This window comes from Chitinophaga sp. GbtcB8 (assembly GCF_019091455.1).
In the GTDB taxonomy this organism is placed as follows: domain Bacteria; phylum Bacteroidota; class Bacteroidia; order Chitinophagales; family Chitinophagaceae; genus Chitinophaga.
In genome coordinates, this window is record NZ_JAGXJN010000002.1 from 372,944 (window position 1) to 389,088 (window position 16,145).

At 49.2% G+C, this 16,145-nt stretch carries 12 protein-coding genes; 7 read left to right on the plus strand and 5 right to left on the minus strand.

The features are described from left to right. Window positions 1-73: 73 nt before the first annotated feature. Window positions 74-2,452, minus strand: coding sequence for an ABC transporter permease (locus KVT36_RS04550; RefSeq protein WP_217602315.1), 2,379 nt, complete (start codon window positions 2,450-2,452; stop codon window positions 74-76). A 219-nt stretch (window positions 2,453-2,671) separates the two neighbouring features. Here KVT36_RS04550 and KVT36_RS04555 point away from each other — a divergent pair, with 219 nt between their 5' ends. Beyond that, a complete protein-coding gene (locus tag KVT36_RS04555) occupies window positions 2,672-3,499 on the plus strand; it encodes a hypothetical protein (RefSeq protein ID WP_217602316.1) in 828 nt (275 codons plus the stop codon). Between the two features lie 162 nt (window positions 3,500-3,661). Beyond that, entirely contained in the window at window positions 3,662-4,816 is a 1,155-nt protein-coding gene (locus KVT36_RS04560; protein ID WP_217602317.1) for a putative sensor domain DACNV-containing protein, read from the plus strand. A gap of 214 nt (window positions 4,817-5,030) precedes the next feature. Here KVT36_RS04560 and KVT36_RS04565 read toward each other — a convergent pair whose 3' ends face one another. Together KVT36_RS04565 and KVT36_RS04570 are read right to left on the minus strand one after the other, a co-directional pair. Continuing rightward, window positions 5,031-5,864 carry an SDR family NAD(P)-dependent oxidoreductase gene (locus KVT36_RS04565; RefSeq protein ID WP_217602318.1) on the minus strand — a complete coding sequence of 278 codons (834 nt, stop codon included), beginning with the start codon at window positions 5,862-5,864 and terminating at the stop codon, window positions 5,031-5,033. 81 nt (window positions 5,865-5,945) lie between these two features. Beyond that, window positions 5,946-6,848: an AraC family transcriptional regulator gene (locus KVT36_RS04570; protein ID WP_217602319.1), complete on the minus strand. Its 903-nt coding sequence runs from the start codon at window positions 6,846-6,848 to the stop codon at window positions 5,946-5,948. 61 nt (window positions 6,849-6,909) lie between these two features. On the opposite strand from KVT36_RS04570, the gene KVT36_RS04575 reads away from it, so the two are divergent. The 4 genes from KVT36_RS04575 (at window position 6,910) to KVT36_RS04590 (ending at window position 10,891) form a co-directional block, all read left to right on the plus strand. Then, window positions 6,910-7,914 (plus strand): phosphotransferase enzyme family protein, encoded by a 1,005-nt coding sequence (locus tag KVT36_RS04575; RefSeq protein WP_217602320.1) that lies wholly within the window; start codon window positions 6,910-6,912, stop codon window positions 7,912-7,914. A 21-nt stretch (window positions 7,915-7,935) separates the two neighbouring features. Then, window positions 7,936-8,919, plus strand: coding sequence for an aldo/keto reductase (locus tag KVT36_RS04580; protein WP_217602321.1), 984 nt, complete (start codon window positions 7,936-7,938; stop codon window positions 8,917-8,919). 319 nt (window positions 8,920-9,238) lie between these two features. Further along, window positions 9,239-10,072: a S1 RNA-binding domain-containing protein gene (locus KVT36_RS04585; RefSeq protein ID WP_217602322.1), complete on the plus strand. Its 834-nt coding sequence runs from the start codon at window positions 9,239-9,241 to the stop codon at window positions 10,070-10,072. A gap of 237 nt (window positions 10,073-10,309) precedes the next feature. Then, a complete protein-coding gene (locus KVT36_RS04590) occupies window positions 10,310-10,891 on the plus strand; it encodes a hypothetical protein (RefSeq protein WP_217602323.1) in 582 nt (193 codons plus the stop codon). 7 nt (window positions 10,892-10,898) lie between these two features. Here KVT36_RS04590 and KVT36_RS04595 read toward each other — a convergent pair whose 3' ends face one another. Beyond that, entirely contained in the window at window positions 10,899-12,269 is a 1,371-nt protein-coding gene (locus tag KVT36_RS04595; RefSeq protein WP_217602324.1) for a DEAD/DEAH box helicase, read from the minus strand. Window positions 12,270-12,927: 658 nt separating this feature from the next. On the opposite strand from KVT36_RS04595, the gene KVT36_RS04600 reads away from it, so the two are divergent. After that, complete coding sequence (locus KVT36_RS04600; protein WP_217602325.1) at window positions 12,928-14,244, plus strand: hypothetical protein; 1,317 nt, start codon at window positions 12,928-12,930, stop codon at window positions 14,242-14,244. Between the two features lie 19 nt (window positions 14,245-14,263). Here the strand turns inward: KVT36_RS04600 and KVT36_RS04605 are convergent, their stop codons facing one another. Continuing rightward, window positions 14,264-16,090: a glycoside hydrolase family 2 protein gene (locus KVT36_RS04605; RefSeq protein ID WP_217602326.1), complete on the minus strand. Its 1,827-nt coding sequence runs from the start codon at window positions 16,088-16,090 to the stop codon at window positions 14,264-14,266. Window positions 16,091-16,145: the final 55 nt, after the last annotated feature.

Genomic DNA, 16,145 nt, shown 5'->3' on the forward strand with positions numbered 1-16,145 from the left:
TTATGGTTGCAAATATATGAAAGATATTTACTATTTGTGCAGGGTATACCCGTAATAGTTATTAACAATATGTTTATTCTGCCCGTAAACTTTTTACGGGATTTGATAATGCTGTTTTAATTGCCTGATAACTAACGGTTGATAGTGCAATGAATAACGCTCCCGCCCCTACGGCTAAAAAAATTATCCACGAAATATTTGTACGGTATTCATATTGCTGCAGCCATTGATGCAGAAAATACCAGGCAATAGGGGTAGCTATACAGCAGGATAATACAACCAGCAGCGCAAAATCTTTGGATAACATGCGCCATAAATTGAAGATAGAAGCCCCCAGTACTTTGCGGATACCAATTTCCTTGGTGCGTTGTTCTGCAATAAAAGAGGCTAATCCAAACAGTCCCAGGCAGCTGATAACAATAGCCAGTGCGGCAAATACGGTGGAGAGTTTTGCAATGCGCTCTTCGGCGCCGAACTTCTTTGCGTATTCCTGGTCTACAAATGTATATTCAAAAGGTGCGGAGGAATTGTATTGTTTAAAAACAGCTTCCAGCTTTTTCAGCGCTTCGCTCATATTCATGCGTGGGTTCAGCCGGATGTTGATGATGTTACCGCCCTCATGCAAAATGCTGAAAACACTTTGCGGTACGGCGCGGTAAGGAGAGGTCATGATCATATCTTCCGTAACGCCTATCACATGGTAATCCTGGCCATTCCAACGTATAGTCATACCTATGGGATCGCCTTTAATACCCATGTATTTCACAGCAGCTTCATTTAATATCACCGCCATGGAATCTGATGCAAATGCTTTGGAAAAATCACGCCCTTCCCTGAACTTCCAGTTAACGGTTTTACCAAACTCATGGCGCACGCCAATGTTCGCAAAATTCGCCTCAAAGGACGGGTCTTTACCTGCCCAGTCGAACCCACCGGAGTTGGCCCAGATATCAGTAATAGGGCATTGTGATTCCGCCATTTCTACTGCAATATTATTTTCCAGTAAGGTGCGGTGAATAATGTCGTAATTCTTATATACTTCGGGCGTGGTTTCGTGGATGGAGATAAGCCCATTGCGGTCGTAACCCACAGGGCGGTTCTTGCCATACTGTATTTGCCGGTATACGATCACGGTGCCGGTGATGAGCAGTACAGATACGGTAAACTGCACTACTACCAATACTTTACGGGGCAGGGATGCAAAACGGCCTGCGCGGAAAGTGCCTTTTAATACTTTTACCGGCTGAAAAGACGAGAGGTAAATGGCGGGATAGCTGCCTGCAATAAAACCGGTGAGCAATGAAAAGCCGATCCCTGCTATCCAGCACCAGGCATTGGTCCAGGGGAAAACAATGTGTTTATCTGCTACGGTATTAAACCAGGGCAGCATGGTGATCACAAAAATAATGGCCAGCACAAATGCAAACAACGACATCAGCACAGACTCGCTATAGAACTGGTTGATGAGCTGTGAGCGCAGCGAGCCGATGGCCTTGCGGATACCTACTTCCTTGGCACGTTTTTCTGAACGTGCCGTGCTTAAGTTCATAAAGTTAATGCAGGCCAGCAGCAATACAAACGTGCCAATGATACCAAACAGCCATACAAAGGTGATAAGCCCGCCGCTGTTTACACCATTCACAAAGTTGGAATACAGGTGCCACTTGTGCATGGGATGGAGGAACAGGTCTACCTTATAATTCTTTTCAGGATGTTTGCGGGTCATTACACCGCTGATCTTTGCAGATACTTTATCCATATCCGCATGGTCTGCTATCTGTACATAGGTGTTTGTAATATTGCTGCCCCAATCATCTTTCAGGTTCTTCACCCAATCCCAGGTGCTTACATATTTATCCCAGGGTGCAAAGAAGGTTGTGCTGTGCCAGGTGCTGTTTTCGGGAAGATCTTCATAAATGCCGGCCACCTTCAGGGAAATGATGTTGGTGATCTTTACCAGTTTTCCCATAGGGTCTTCTTTACCAAATAACTTTTGGGCCAGCGACCGGGATATTAAAACAGAGGAGGGATCTTTAAGCCCGTCGCGCGTGCCCTGCAGCATGCGAAAGCTGAACATTTCCGGCCCATCCGGTTCTATAAAACAACCGTCCTGTGTGAATTTATTATCGCCGGCAGCAATGGTGTACTGCCCACCGCCGGCCCTTACCACGTATTTGAGATCATCCGGATATGCCATGCGCAGCTCTGCGCCCAGGGGAACCGGCGTTGAGGTTCCGGCGCCACTTTCCTTGCCGTCTGTTGCATGCTGCCATACCTGTGCAATGCGCGGGTAGTTAGTATGATACTTGTCAAAGGATAATTCATCCCATACCCATAACCCGATGACCATGGTTATAGCCATGCCCATAGACAGGCCAAAAATATTAATGAGGGAAAAGCTTTTGTGTTTAAGCAGGTTGCGTAACGCTACCTTGATGTAATTTTTAAACATAGGCGGGTGTTTAATAATTATTGTCCGGGAAGAAAGTCGCAATTAGGTTGCCATATTGCGTAGCCCGCTAGCAGTAGGGGCTGGCGGGGTGGGAGGTGATGGGGGAATGTTCGTATGCGAACGGGCGGTGTCCGGAAACGGACAGGTATATGGTACTTAGATGTTATTGTACGGCTAAACGCAATATCTAGTTTTGTGGTCTGAATTGGTCTGTCAACTATGCGATTGCACTTATTATCCCTCCTAGGTATTATGGTACTGTATGCGTCTTGTAGCAAGGATAATGACAACAATGATCCCGTACCTGAACCGGAGGTGTTGCTTACCATTAGCAGCTATTTATCGCCCTGGGACAGCACTGCACTTGATTATAACTCCGATGGAACCTTAAAGCGGTTAGCTAATATTACATTTGACGGTTTACCACCGGATACTTCTCTTTTTGTTTATCCCTTCTATGAGAACGGGCAAATGAAACGTTATAATTTCGCAAGGGATATTAGTGATCCTGCTGGAGAAACGGTGGCTGTGCTAACCTATAACAGCGCCGGGCAGGCAGTGCGGATAGATCATCCTGAAAGCACCAGTGGCACCGCATACGACTCCCTGGTTTATAATACACAGGGGCAGTTAACAGCGACCTACGCATTTACCTCAGCGGCAAAAACAGATACTGTTGTTAACTTTTATACCTGGGAGAAAAATAACCTGGTTAAGAACGTAGTGACCAGTTCATATATAGATGGGGTAACAAAAAAATGGGAAACCACTACCCGGACCTATCGTTATGAGGATAAGCCCAGCCCTTTCAGGAGTATGGCGGGTTATTATTATTTCCTGGGTGGTCCTCAATATCTTTCTGTTAATAATGAGGTGGAAGAATCGTTTTCCAGTACTAACGGATTTAGTGGTACCACCACCTATGCTTATGAATACAATAGTGATAACTATCCCGTTAGTGCAGTAAGGACAGTTGCACTTTCCTTAGGAGGCAATACGGAAACCCATGTATATGAGGGCGCCCGGTTCCACTACCTGCCCCAATAATCATCGTCATTCATCCAAATTCAAATAGTACTTATAAAGGCCTTTCCGTTTTATGGATGGCCTTTTGAGTTTTAGCGACAATTCCGTGCCCTAAAAATGGTTAAATTTGTACTGAAAAGAGAGAAAGCCCTTAGAGGGAAACATGGCCTTAATACTTTTAGTATGGAACTGACGTATGAAACCGCCTACCAGGCTGCTGGTAAGGTTGCCGACACAATAGCATCGATCTTATTAAAACATCAGACTGCGGCCCTGGAGAACGGGGAAAGGAACCTGGCGTCTGTGCCGGAGGCATGGATCGTGGAGAAGATGATTGACACCGCCTTCTGGGCCAGCCTTCGTAAAGAAGAAGGGAACGCCACCAAAATATCACTGGCCTTTTTGCCGCCTTCCCAGGCCGGCAAACCGTTGTTATTTGCACAACCCCTGCCGCTGAACCCCAAAACACTCAGCAAGCTGGCGCCCGGCGTAGAGCGGGCCGGCGTGCATGTAGGCATCTGGTATAAAGGGGAGGAGCTGTACATCTGGGGTACTACTATTAAACTGCCGGACTATTGTTTTGTGCTGGACGTTTCAGAACCGGCATTGCTGGTAGTGAAACAGCGCCGCATTATTGGCCTGGGCAAGTTCATGAACGTAGCTGTGCTGCGTGGCGACCAGGTAAAAGTGGTGGATGAGAACAGCGGCCTGCTGCCGGATAGCCCGCCCATTCTGACCTCCCTGCTGGGGCTTAGCTCATCGGCCGTATGGAATGATCCTGTAAATGTGCTGATACAAATTGCCGTATCCATGCGTGCGCATGGGCGGGGCGGCATTTTACTGGTAGTATCCTCCCGGCATGAAGAGTGGAAAGGCTCGCTGATCCATCCTTTACAATACCCGGTAGTACCGGCATTCTCCGGTGTGGCGGACCTGGTATCATCCAACTGCAATAACAAGAACGGAAGTGATATATTCCTGCAGAATGCTTTACGCCGCGAAGTGGAGAACGTGACCGGCCTTACCGCCGTAGACGGCGCTACCGTGATCAACGACCGGCATCAGCTGCTGACCTTTGGCGCCAAGATCACCCGCGCGCATAACTCCACCAGGGCAGAGCAGGTGTTGTTAATGGAGCCGGTAATGGATGGCAGCCCACGGCTCATACATCCATCCAGCTTGGGCGGTACCCGGCATTTATCTGCCGCGCAGTTTGTGCATGACCAGCGGGATTCCCTGGCGCTGGTAGCTTCGCAGGACGGATATTTTACGGTGTTCTCCTGGTCGGATCATGCGGAGATGGTGCAGGCGCATAGGATTGATGTTTTGTTGTTATAATTAATAATTGAGTTGAGTACTTCAAATAGAAAAGTCCTGCGTTTAAACGCAGGACTTTTTTATGTTATGTCCGTCATTGCGAGGCGCAGAGTAAAGCTATTGTGCGTGGGGTGACGAAGCAATCTCCGGAATGGCTGGGGATTGCTTCGGCCTTGCTGCCCACAAGTCCTTGCGCGAGGCCTCGCAATGACGAAGCAGGGCCTCGCAATGACGGCTAGTAGTCTGTGGATTTTGTTACTGCCTCCCAGGCCTTGTATTCCTTACCAAGTATTTCCAGCTTATTCGTGGCGCGGTTATAGGCATCGGTACCTAAGAGGAAGTACAGGGGCGGGTTGGGTACGGTGGTGATGCGGATCATTTCTGCTACGGCCTTTTCCGGATCGCCGGCCTGCTGCCCGTCCATTTTACGGAACTTGTCGTGGGTGGCGTGAACGGCGGTGTAGTCTTCAATGTAATTATCCGTGATGGCCAGTGAATCCGGTGTGAGGAAGCTGGTGCGGAAAGCGCCGGGTGCTACCACGGTCACCTTGATGCCCAGCTCCTGCACATCGGCAGCCAGCACTTCGGATAAACCTACTATAGCGTGTTTGGCTGCGGTATATATAGACCATCCTGTGCCGCCTGTAAAACCGGCAATGGAGGAGATATTAATGATATGACCGGAACGTTGTTTGCGCAGGTAAGGCAGCGCTTTACGGATCACGTTAATGGCGCCGAATACATTTACATCAAAGGCCTGGCGTACTTCCGCGTCCGTTACTTCTTCCACGCTGCCGCCAATGCCATAACCGGCGTTGTTCACCACCACATCCAGCCCGCCAAAGGTTTTTACGGTTTGTTCCAGCGCCTGTGCTACGCTGTTCTCATCTGCCAGGTTAACCTGCAGGGGTAAGAACTGAGAAGAGCTTGTACCAACAGAGCTGCTGAGGTCCTGCGTATTGCGGGAGGTAGCGGCTACCATATGACCTGCCTGTAAGAGCTGTTTTACGAAGCTCAGTCCCAGGCCTTTGGAGGCGCCGGTTATGAACCATACTTGTTGCTTGTCCATCGTTAAACATTTTTGATGGAGCAAAATTACGCCCCTAAGCCCGGGCGCAGCTTACGCCTTTCAAACAAATGGTTACATAATTCAAACAGCCCTGAAAGCAGAGGGGGGAATGCTGGTATGTTTCTTAAAGAAGTTATTGAAGTGGGAAGGCTCCTCAAACCCCAGGCAGTAGCCTATTTCGGAGATGTTCCAGTCGGTATGTTTGAGCAGTGATTTGGCCTCGCTCACCAGCCTTTCGGCAATGCGTTCCGTGGTGGTTTTGCCGGTGGTGACCCGTATGGCGCGGTTCAGGTGGTTTACATGCACGGCCAGCTGTTCTGCAAAGTCTTTGGCAGAGCGCAGGGAAAAGCGCTGTGAGGGGTGCTCAATGGGGAACTGCCGTTCCAGCAGCTCTGTAAACACGGCACAGATGCGGGAATTGGCATCCGGGTGCTGGTACAGGTTTTCAGAGGGCTGGGTTTTCAGGGCAAAGTGGATGAGCTCCATCACGTAATTGCGGAGCAGGTCGTATTTATAAATGTAGTCGCTGTTGATCTCATCCAGCATTTTCCCAAACAGGCTGCTTACATGGGCATCCTGCTCCGGGGTGAGCAAATAGGCCGGTTTGCCGCCATTGGCGTACATGGGCAGCTCATTGAGGCCGTTGCGGGTACGGTCTGTGAAAAAGGTTTCGCTGAAGATGCAGAAAAAACCGGTGGGATCGTCGGCCACATTTTCCCAGGTGTAGGGCACGTGCGGGTTAAAGAACAGCAGGGCGCTGCCATTGACCTTCAGGCTTTTATCTGCATAATGGTAAATATTCTCGCCCCGTATTAAGGTGATCTTATAGAACTCGCGGCGGCGGTATTTGGCCGGCGTGCCGTTAGGCCCTATGCAGTCCTCCAGGTTGAACACGTTAAAATGCCCTATGTCCTGCTGAAGGTTATTGGGCAGGAAATTAAATTTATACTGGTAGAATTCCTGTAAGCTTTCTGTATCTGACATGCTGCAAAGTTACGAAATACAAACTTTAACCGTTACCTTAGGTCCCTAAATTTTTTAACCCATGAGCAGCTTCCCCGTGCAGTACTCCATGTTATCGTCCAAAGCCCTGCAAGCCTTCATCATACAACAATATGGCGATCCTGCGCTTACGTGCCGCCTGCTGCTGCGTAATGTGAGCGATACCTATATTATAGAAAAGGACGGTGCGCCTGTGTACATTTTTAAAGTGTACCGGATCAGCCATCGCAGCCTGCACGAGATCCAGGGAGAGGTAGAGCTGCTGAACCGTTTGCACAAAGGCGGGGCCACTGTTTCCTATCCCATACCGGACCTTCAGGGTAACCAGATCCAGGATTTTAATGCGCCGGAAGGCCTGCGGCACGGGGTATTGTTCAGCTATGCCAAAGGCAGCAATGTTTATGACCTGACGGAAGCGCAGCTGCAGCTGGTAGGCCGTGAAATGGCAAAGGTGCATAACATTACCGCCAACCTGGTGCTGCCACATGAGCGCGAAACCTACGATATTAAGCGCCTGCTGCTGCAACCCCTGGAAACCCTGGCGCCTGCGTTCAGGGATCACGCAGAAGGATATACGTACCTGAAGGATACTGCACAAAAGGTGATACAGCAGTTAAATGAATTACCTACCGGTAGCTTTAGCCATGGGTATTTGCAGTATGATTTTTTACCCAAGAACTTCCATTTTGATGAGCAGGGCCAGCTTACCTTTTTTGATTTTGACTTTACCGGGAAGGGATGGCTGGCAAATGATGTGGCTTCTTTTTTCCTGCATTTCTTTTTTCATGTGGGTGCCGGGAAAATGACGCAGGAAGCTGCTGACCGCGACTTCCAGGTGTTTATTGAAGCCTATCGTACCGTGCGCCCATTTTCCGATGATGAATTAAAAGCAGTGCCTTACCTGGGTTTTATATTCTGGATCTTTTATCTTGGTTACCAGTACATGCATTTTGAGGAGTGGTCGAACTGGTTTTTTACGCCGCGGTACTTATCGGATAGGGTGCAGGTTATTAAGAAGTATGTGGAGCTGCACTGCAGGTTTAATTAAGGATTAATAATTTAAAGACATATGGGATTTTCTGCTAATCGTTACGCTGAGATGGAGTATCGCCGTTGCGGCAAGAGCGGTATTAAGTTGCCTGCTATTTCGCTGGGGCTGTGGCATAACTTCGGGCATGTAGATGTGCCGGATAACTACCGTAAAATACTGTTCACTGCTTTTGACAGCGGCATCACACATTTTGACCTGGCCAATAATTACGGCCCTTCTCCCGGAGCGGCAGAGGAGAACTTTGGCCGTATCCTGCACAGCGACTTCCGCGGTTACCGCGATGTGCTGATCATTTCTTCCAAAGCAGGTTATACGATGTGGCCCGGGCCTTATGGCGACTGGGGCTCCAAAAAATACCTGGTATCCAGCCTGGTTCAAAGCCTGCGCCGTATGCAGCTGGATTATGGAGGTATCTTTTACCATCACCGCCCTGACCCGGAAACACCGCTGGGAGAAACCATGCAAACCCTGGACCTGCTGGTACGGCAGGGAAAGGCGCTGTATGTGGGCATCTCCAACTATCCCGCACAGGAGGCGGCACGGGCTATTGCTATCTTAAAACAGCTAGGCACGCCCTGCCTGATCCATCAGCCCAAATACAGCATGTTTGAACGCTGGGTGGAAAATGGCTTACTGGACCTGCTGGGCGATGAAGGCGTTGGCTGTATTCCCTTTTCTCCACTGGCACAGGGCCTGTTAACCGATAAATACCTGCATGGTATTCCGCAGGATTCGCGTGCGGCAAAGCCGCATGGTTTCCTGAAAGAGCAGGATGTAACTGCGCGAAGATTGCAGCAGATCAAAGGGCTGCATGTTTTGGCGCAGCGGCGCGGGCAAACACTGGCGCAAATGGCGTTGTGGTGGCTGCTGAAGGATGCGCGCGTTACCTCAGTGCTGGTAGGGGCCAGCCGGCCGGAGCAGCTGCAGGATACGCTGCAATGTTTGAAGGCGGAGCGGTTTACGGAAGAGGAGCTGGGGGAGATTGAGGGGATATTGGGGTGAGCTGATTGCTTGTTTTACTGAAGATTTTTTGCGGAAGGGCCTTACTGTTTGTTAAAGGCCCTTTCGCGTAGGTCCAGCTCCGGACTGCGCCCGCCTGTTTGGAGGGCTATGGAGCGTTGGAGGTCGTGTAGGGGCTTGTGGGGGCATGGGGCGGTGTCAAGCGGGGCGCGCCGGGCAAAGGTCCGTCGTATGGACCTACGGCGCAGTGCATTGAGATGGCGTGCGTGATAAGCATGTAGCTCATCCTTCATCGTACTTCCTACATCCGGCTTACCCCTTCGGTTTTTATGCTACCTTTGCGGGATTAATCCATTACTACATGTTCAATATTGGTGCATATAACCGGCTGAAAGTGAAGAAAACATCTGACTTTGGAGTATTCCTGGACGGAGGCGAACAGGAGATCCTGTTGCCTAAAAGGTACGTGCCTGCGGATACCAAACCTGGCGACGAGCTGGAAGTGTTCCTGTACCATGATTCCGAGAACCGCCTCATTGCCACTACCGATAAACCCAAAGGCGTAGCCGGCGATATCCTGCTGCTGAAAGCCGTGGATGATACGGAGCAGGGCGCTTTCCTGGACTGGGGCCTGATGAAAGACCTGTTTGTGCCCAGATCCCAGCAAATGAGCACTATGCAGAAAGGACAGGAGTACCTGGTGCGTATTTACATTGATAACCTCACCGGCCGTATTGCGGCTACGGAAAAAATAGATCCCTACCTGAGCAATGAACAGCTGACCGTAAAAGAAATGGACCCGGTGGAAATGATCATTTACCGCCGTACACAGCTGGGTTATGTGGTGATCATCAACCAGCAACATATTGGACTGCTGCATTTCAATGAAGTGTTCCGCACCCTGGACATTGGCGAACGCCTGCAGGGTTTTGTGAAAAAGATCAAGGAGGAGAATAAGATAGATGTTGTGCTTGGACAGGCAGGTTACAAAAAAGTGGAGGATGAAAGTGGAAAGATCCTGCGGCTGCTGCAGGAGAACAATGGTTACCTGCCTTATCATGATAAATCAGATCCAGAGGAGATCTATGCGTTCTTTGGCATGAGCAAAAAGACGTTTAAAATGACGACGGGCAGTTTGTATAAACAAAAGAAGATCGAGTTTACGCAAACGGGGATAAAGTTGGTGGAAGAATAATTTGATTTTAGATTTACGATTTTAGATTTACGATTTATTACTGCACCGGGCCGGAAGACGGGCGGTATGTTTTGTGCTTTATGCTTTTCGCTTATGAAATTATCTCCTGATGCCAGACCGTTCACCGCGGTTACTTCCCAGCCGTTAGTATAGGTAAATATCTTTTTCGGTATTGTCGTTTGTGCCTTAGCGTTAGCGGCGGTTGGGCTGATGATAGGGGCTGTTTGCTTATTGTTTATGGAGGATAATACACCGTTGTGGGGACGTTTTGCACTGCTGTGCATTGCGTTGGTGATGAATGGAGTGCTGTTATACCTGATCCTGAAAGGGAAACGATACACCACTATTACCGTGGATAAAGACGGGGTGCAGTTCTATAACCAGTACACTAAAACTATTGTTAAAACCCTGCAGTGGCACTCCTTTAGCAAAGCCCTCGGCAGTACGAAAATCAGGGATCTAACCCATGATGTAAATAAGGAAACTACTTCCGGTATGGTGAATGGGGCACGGATCAGCTCAGATCATTTTCAGTGGTGGTATATGCAGGATGGGATACCGGTAAGCCAGAAAGAAACGTTCCGCGGGGCGCATCCGTTCCATGTGTTCTTTGCCAACCGGGGAGAGCTGATCGCTGCGTTTATGAAGGGGCTGAAACAATACCGCCCGGATCTGAAAGTTGACCCCTTGTTATTCATCACTTTTTTTATTGATCCCAATACTTATGAACATCAGCGCGGTAAACAGACCATTACGTTTGTGGCAGGCTTAGCGTTTGCTGCGATCATTTTTGCGATCATCTATTATTTTGTGCGATAGTGATGGCTTATTGCGCCGAACCGGAAGATGGACGGTTATTATACCGTTTAGGCTGGCTATTCTGTTTACGTTCGCCGCCCTGGGACCGGGATGACTGACCACTACCACTGTTCTCTGTTCTGGATTTGTGCTGATGATTGCCGGAACCCTGTTTACGGTGACCTCCACCTCCACCACCTCCGTGACGGGGCTTGCCATGGTGGCCGCCTTCCGGACGTTCAGAGCGGGGTTTCATTACCGGGGCGGGACCTATCTCCGGCGGTATTACACCGCGGGGTACCTGTTTACCCAGGGTTCTTTCTATGCGGGCAAAACGGCCCATTTCCTTTCCACTTACAAACGTATATGCGGTACCGTCAGTAGCTGCACGGGCGGTACGTCCAATGCGGTGAATGTAGTCTTCGCCGTCTTTGGGAACGTCGTAGTTGATCACCAGGTCAATATCTTCAACGTCAATACCACGGCTCAGGATATCGGTGGCCACCAGCATTTTAAGCTTCTTGTTCTTAAAATCCAGGAGGGCCTGTTCGCGTTTTTCCTGTTCCAGGTCGGAGTGAATGAGCTCTATGGAGAACTTTGCGCGGTGCAGCTCCGCGTATAGCGTTTTTACGTTCTGTTTGCTGGAGCAGAAGATGATCACGCTATCAAACTGCTTTTGTGTGAGCACGTGTTTGATGAGCGGGATCTTTTGCTGTTCATGCACCATGAAAACTTCCTGCACGATCTTTTCCGGCGCCTTGCCCAGGGCAATGGAGATGTGCTCAGGATCCTGGAGGATCTTCATTGCCAGCTGTTTGATCTTGGTAGGCATGGTGGCGGAGAACATGAGGTTCTGGCGCTCTTTGGGCAGGAAGGAGATGATCTTGATGATATCGTCGTAAAAGCCCATGTCCAGCATGCGATCGGCATCGTCCAGCACCAGGTATTTCAGCTTTTTCACATTTACATAACCCATGTTCAGGTGGGCTATCATGCGGCCGGGCGTGCAGATGACAATATCCACCCCGGTGGCCAGGGCCTTTTTCTCTGCGGCAAAGTTAGCGCCGCCGGTGCCGCCGTATACGGCTATGGAACTGATATCGGTGTAGTAGGTTAGTCCTTCCAGCGCCTGGGCTATTTGCATGGCCAGCTCGCGGGTAGGTACTATCACCATTGCGTTAATGCTATGTTCGTCGCGGCCCTGCGTAAGCAGATTATGCAGCACGGGCAGCAGGAATGCGGCCGTTTTGCCGGTACCTGTTTGTGCGGAGGCCAGTATATCGCGGCCTGCGATAATAGGGGGTATTACCTGTTCCTGTACAGGAGTGGCGGTGTTGTAGCCCATTGCGTAAATACCATCCAGTAGATCGTCGTCAAAACCAAATTCGTGAAATTGCAAGGTTCCAGTGCGTTTTTAAGTTGTAATCGTTTGTCTGAGGTTGAATTGTGCCCCCGTGAATACGATAGAAATCCAGTGAAGATAGGAAATTTTCGGTTACGAAATGCGCTTAACGCCGAATGCTTCCTAATGCTTAATGCTGAACGCCGAATGCTTAACGCTAAATGCAGCGGAGGGGTGGGGGGAAATAAGCTGGTGGCGGGTAATTTGAGGGGGGAAGTGGGTTGGGGATGTGAGAGGCGTGTTTTGGGAGGCTGGGAGGGGTTGGGGAGGAATAAGGGGATTGGTGGAGACTGGGAGGAGGGCATTTGGTGGCCTGAAGGCCGGGCGGTTGGGCGGCATTAAGCGTTTAGCATTCGGCGTTCAGCATACTGTGAGCCTATTGCAGTGAGGGGTGAAAATGATGTAAAATTGTCTGGTTTGAATGGAAAATTGGTCTAAAAGTCTACCGTTAATTCCAATTAATAGGAGGAACTTTATTACTGACAACGAAGCTTAAACTTACCGGTCACACCGGGTGCTTGCCCGGTTGTGTCTGTTATTTTGAGGATTATATTAGGTTCCGCCTTTTCAGGCGGAACTAGTTTTTTAGGACACTACACCTACCGGAGTATTGTTATCACGGCACATCGCTATGGTGGGTTTAATCATTAATTGTATGCAGCAATTTGGCACCATTGGCATTTTAACGGCTGAACATACTCCTGGTACAACCTTCTGGCAATGGACCTGGTATGTCAGGGAAAACAGGTTATACCTGTTGCTGTCTGCCGGCCTTATACTCATACAGTTCATTGTATTTAAATCCCTGTTTCCCAATCCTAATTTCCTGCCGGAATCTTATGCTTACCTGGAAATGGCCGCAGCTAACAAGGACATTAGTATATGGCCTGTGGGATACGCTAAATTTTTGCGGCTGGGCAGCCTGTTTACCCATTCAGCTACTGCGTTGGTTCTTTTCCAATACTTATTGCTGCAAATATTTATCCTCTACTTCATTTTCACACTTACCTATTTCCTCAGGCCCGGGAAGATCATTACCGCGCTATTATTTTTCATAGGGGTCATAAACCCGCTTCTGCTGCATGTGAGTAATTTAATTTCCAGTGATGCGCTGTTCACTGCCTTGAGTATTGGTTGGGCTACGCAACTGTTATGGATCATGAAAGGGGCCAGGCTGCCGCTGTTGATAATACATGCCCTGCTGTTATTGCTGGTATTTACCCTAAGTTATAATGCATTGTATTACCCGGTGATCAGCATGGTTATCATTGCAATTTCAAGATCATATATCCTGTTTAAACTGGCTGGTAACTTATTGATATTCGTTTTTATAGGAGGGTATATTATACATACGGTTAAAACGTACCAGCGGGAAACAGGTAATACCCTGTATATGTATACGTATACAACACCGGAAGCACCGGCAAAAATACCTCCCCGTTTAAGGCCGCTGCATGCTGTTATCCGTCATATGGATTCGCTGCGGCAGGTGAAGGTGTGGCAATGGTCCGCTATGGCCCCGTTGTACGGAAGTTATGGCGCCTATGCCATGCGTAAATATCCAGGTCTTTATGTAAAGTATTATCTTTTACCTAATCTCATAACTTTTTATGTACCGGAGGAGGAATCCCTGGACGGGATTGCGGCACCTTATACGCTCATAATAGCTTTATCCAATCTTGGATTTTTAACCGGCTGTATTATTTTTTTTGTGATCAATGATTTTAAAAGCGGCGGGTATTTGTATAAAATATTGTTGGGGGCTTTTATATTATGGTTTGCCAATGGAGCCTTTAGTATAATGGCAGGCCCTATTGTATTGAGATACCAGGTATTTTCAATGATCATTAGCGCTGCATTTTCCCTGATCATTATAGAATATTTCATTAATGCGGCCAATGCAGATGAACCGAAAACTATAAACCTCAGAGCAGATGATGCACCTGTGCTGGTGGGTGAATCATTGCACTGAGGTTTGTGTTATAAATGTTTTACTCCTTTGTAAGCGGTTCCTGTATTGCTTTCAGCTTTTCTGCCGGTACTTTTGTTACTTCACGGTCGTAGGTCATGAGGCCGTTCACTTCCATTTCCACATCAGTGGTTTGGGTATATACGGCGGCGGAAAGGCCTTCGGGAATGAGCGTTTTCAGTCTTTCACAAAAACGTTTGTACACATCAAACAGGTCGTCTGCATTCTTAAAGCTCTGATAACCCCAGTTATCCTTTTGCTGCCAGGTATGGCCGGGCAGGGGAAGTCCCAATCCGCCAAATTCGCCTAACACCAGTGCCTGTTGTTTGCCGAAGAGGTCCGGGCGGGGCATGGCAGGATCAGGATAGCTGTGCAGGTCTATCATGTGACCTACCGGGTAAAAGTTGCCGCCGCTGGCGCTGTTCACCAGGCGGGAGGGATCCTGCTGCATGGTCCATTTGGTGATCTCTTCTGTTTTGAACTGGCCCCAGGCTTCATTAAAGGGCCCCCATACCACTATGCAGGAGAAAGGATGGAGGGCATCCATGATGGCTTTCCATTCTGTACGGTAAATGCTCTCTGAGATGTTGTCCCTTTTCTGATCTGTGGCGCGGCCCAGTACACCGGGGCGGTTCTCCCAATGGTTACCCAGGTCACCGCTGGGCATATCCTGCCAAACCAGGATGCCTAATGAATCTGCGTAACGGTACCAGCGGGCTGGTTCTACCTTTACGTGTTTGCGGATCATGTTAAAGCCCATGGCTTTGGTTTGTGTAAGATCGTATAAGAGCGCGGCATCAGTGGGTGCGGTGTACAAGCCGTCAGGCCACCAGCCCTGGTCTAAGGGGCCGAACTGGAATACAAATTTGTTGTTGAGCAGCATACGCTGAATGCCTTTTTCATCCGGCGCCATGGAGATCTTGCGCATGGCGAAATAACTTTTCACTTCGTCTATCACTTTGCCTTTGCGCACAATTGTTACCTGCAGGTTATACAGGAAGGGATGTTCCGGTGACCAGAGTTTGGGCTGCGGTATATTTAACGTAGTGCTGGTACCGTTATTAATGGTTTGTTCTGCTACCTGTTGGGCGCCATCCAGGGCGGTTACTTTTATGGCATCGCCGGGTAACAGGTTAGGTGCATTTACACTGAGCTGTAAGGATTGTTTGTCGATGTCTGGCGTGGGTTTCAGGGAAGCAATGTAGGCGGGTGCTACGGGCTCTATCCATACAGTTTGCCAGATGCCGGTAACAGGTGTGTACCAGATGCCGGAGGGTTTCTTCACCTGTTTGCCGCGGGGCTGGGGACCATCATCCGTTGGGTCCCAGATGCGTACCACAATTTCCTGCGGGCCGCTTTTCTTTAACAGGGAGGTGATGTTAAAAGAGAAGGGATCGTAACCGCCTTTGTGCGTGCCGGCAAGTTGGCCGTTCACAAAAACATCCGCCTGCCAGTCGGCTGCGCCGAAATGTAATAACAGGTTCTTGTTCTTATAGTTTGCCGGGAGAGTGAAGGTTCTTTTATACCACAGCACCTGGTCTTTGCCTACTGTTTTGGTAACGCCGGAAAGCTGCGACTCTACCGGGTAAGGCACCAGGATGTTGCCTGCATAAGATGCGGGCGGCGTTTGCTGGGACATGGGCGCAATGGCGTACTGCCAGGGACCGTTCAGGTTCAGCCATGCATTGCGCACCAACTGCGGGCGGGGGTATTCCGGGAGGGGAATGGCCGTGGCGTGAACATCCTTTGCCCAGCGGGTTTGCAGGGTAGGCGATTGCGCGCAGGCAAGACTACATTGGAATAAGATACTGCTTAATAACAGACAGAAATGAGTGCGATTACGTGGCATTTGTTCCGTTGGGTTTGAAAAGTGAGGAGGTAATATAGGGAATTTTTGGAGTTGG

Coding starts and splice junctions, on each gene's coding strand:
- KVT36_RS04550 (WP_217602315.1), bottom strand. CDS start 2,452: ATGTTTAAAAATTACATCAAGGTAGCGTTACGCAACCTGCTTAAACAC.
- KVT36_RS04555 (WP_217602316.1), top strand. CDS start 2,672: ATGCGATTGCACTTATTATCCCTCCTAGGTATTATGGTACTGTATGCG.
- KVT36_RS04560 (WP_217602317.1), top strand. CDS start 3,662: ATGGAACTGACGTATGAAACCGCCTACCAGGCTGCTGGTAAGGTTGCC.
- KVT36_RS04565 (WP_217602318.1), bottom strand. CDS start 5,864: ATGGACAAGCAACAAGTATGGTTCATAACCGGCGCCTCCAAAGGCCTG.
- KVT36_RS04570 (WP_217602319.1), bottom strand. CDS start 6,848: ATGTCAGATACAGAAAGCTTACAGGAATTCTACCAGTATAAATTTAAT.
- KVT36_RS04575 (WP_217602320.1), top strand. CDS start 6,910: ATGAGCAGCTTCCCCGTGCAGTACTCCATGTTATCGTCCAAAGCCCTG.
- KVT36_RS04580 (WP_217602321.1), top strand. CDS start 7,936: ATGGGATTTTCTGCTAATCGTTACGCTGAGATGGAGTATCGCCGTTGC.
- KVT36_RS04585 (WP_217602322.1), top strand. CDS start 9,239: ATGTTCAATATTGGTGCATATAACCGGCTGAAAGTGAAGAAAACATCT.
- KVT36_RS04590 (WP_217602323.1), top strand. CDS start 10,310: ATGGAGGATAATACACCGTTGTGGGGACGTTTTGCACTGCTGTGCATT.
- KVT36_RS04600 (WP_217602325.1), top strand. CDS start 12,928: ATGCAGCAATTTGGCACCATTGGCATTTTAACGGCTGAACATACTCCT.
- KVT36_RS04605 (WP_217602326.1), bottom strand. CDS start 16,090: ATGCCACGTAATCGCACTCATTTCTGTCTGTTATTAAGCAGTATCTTA.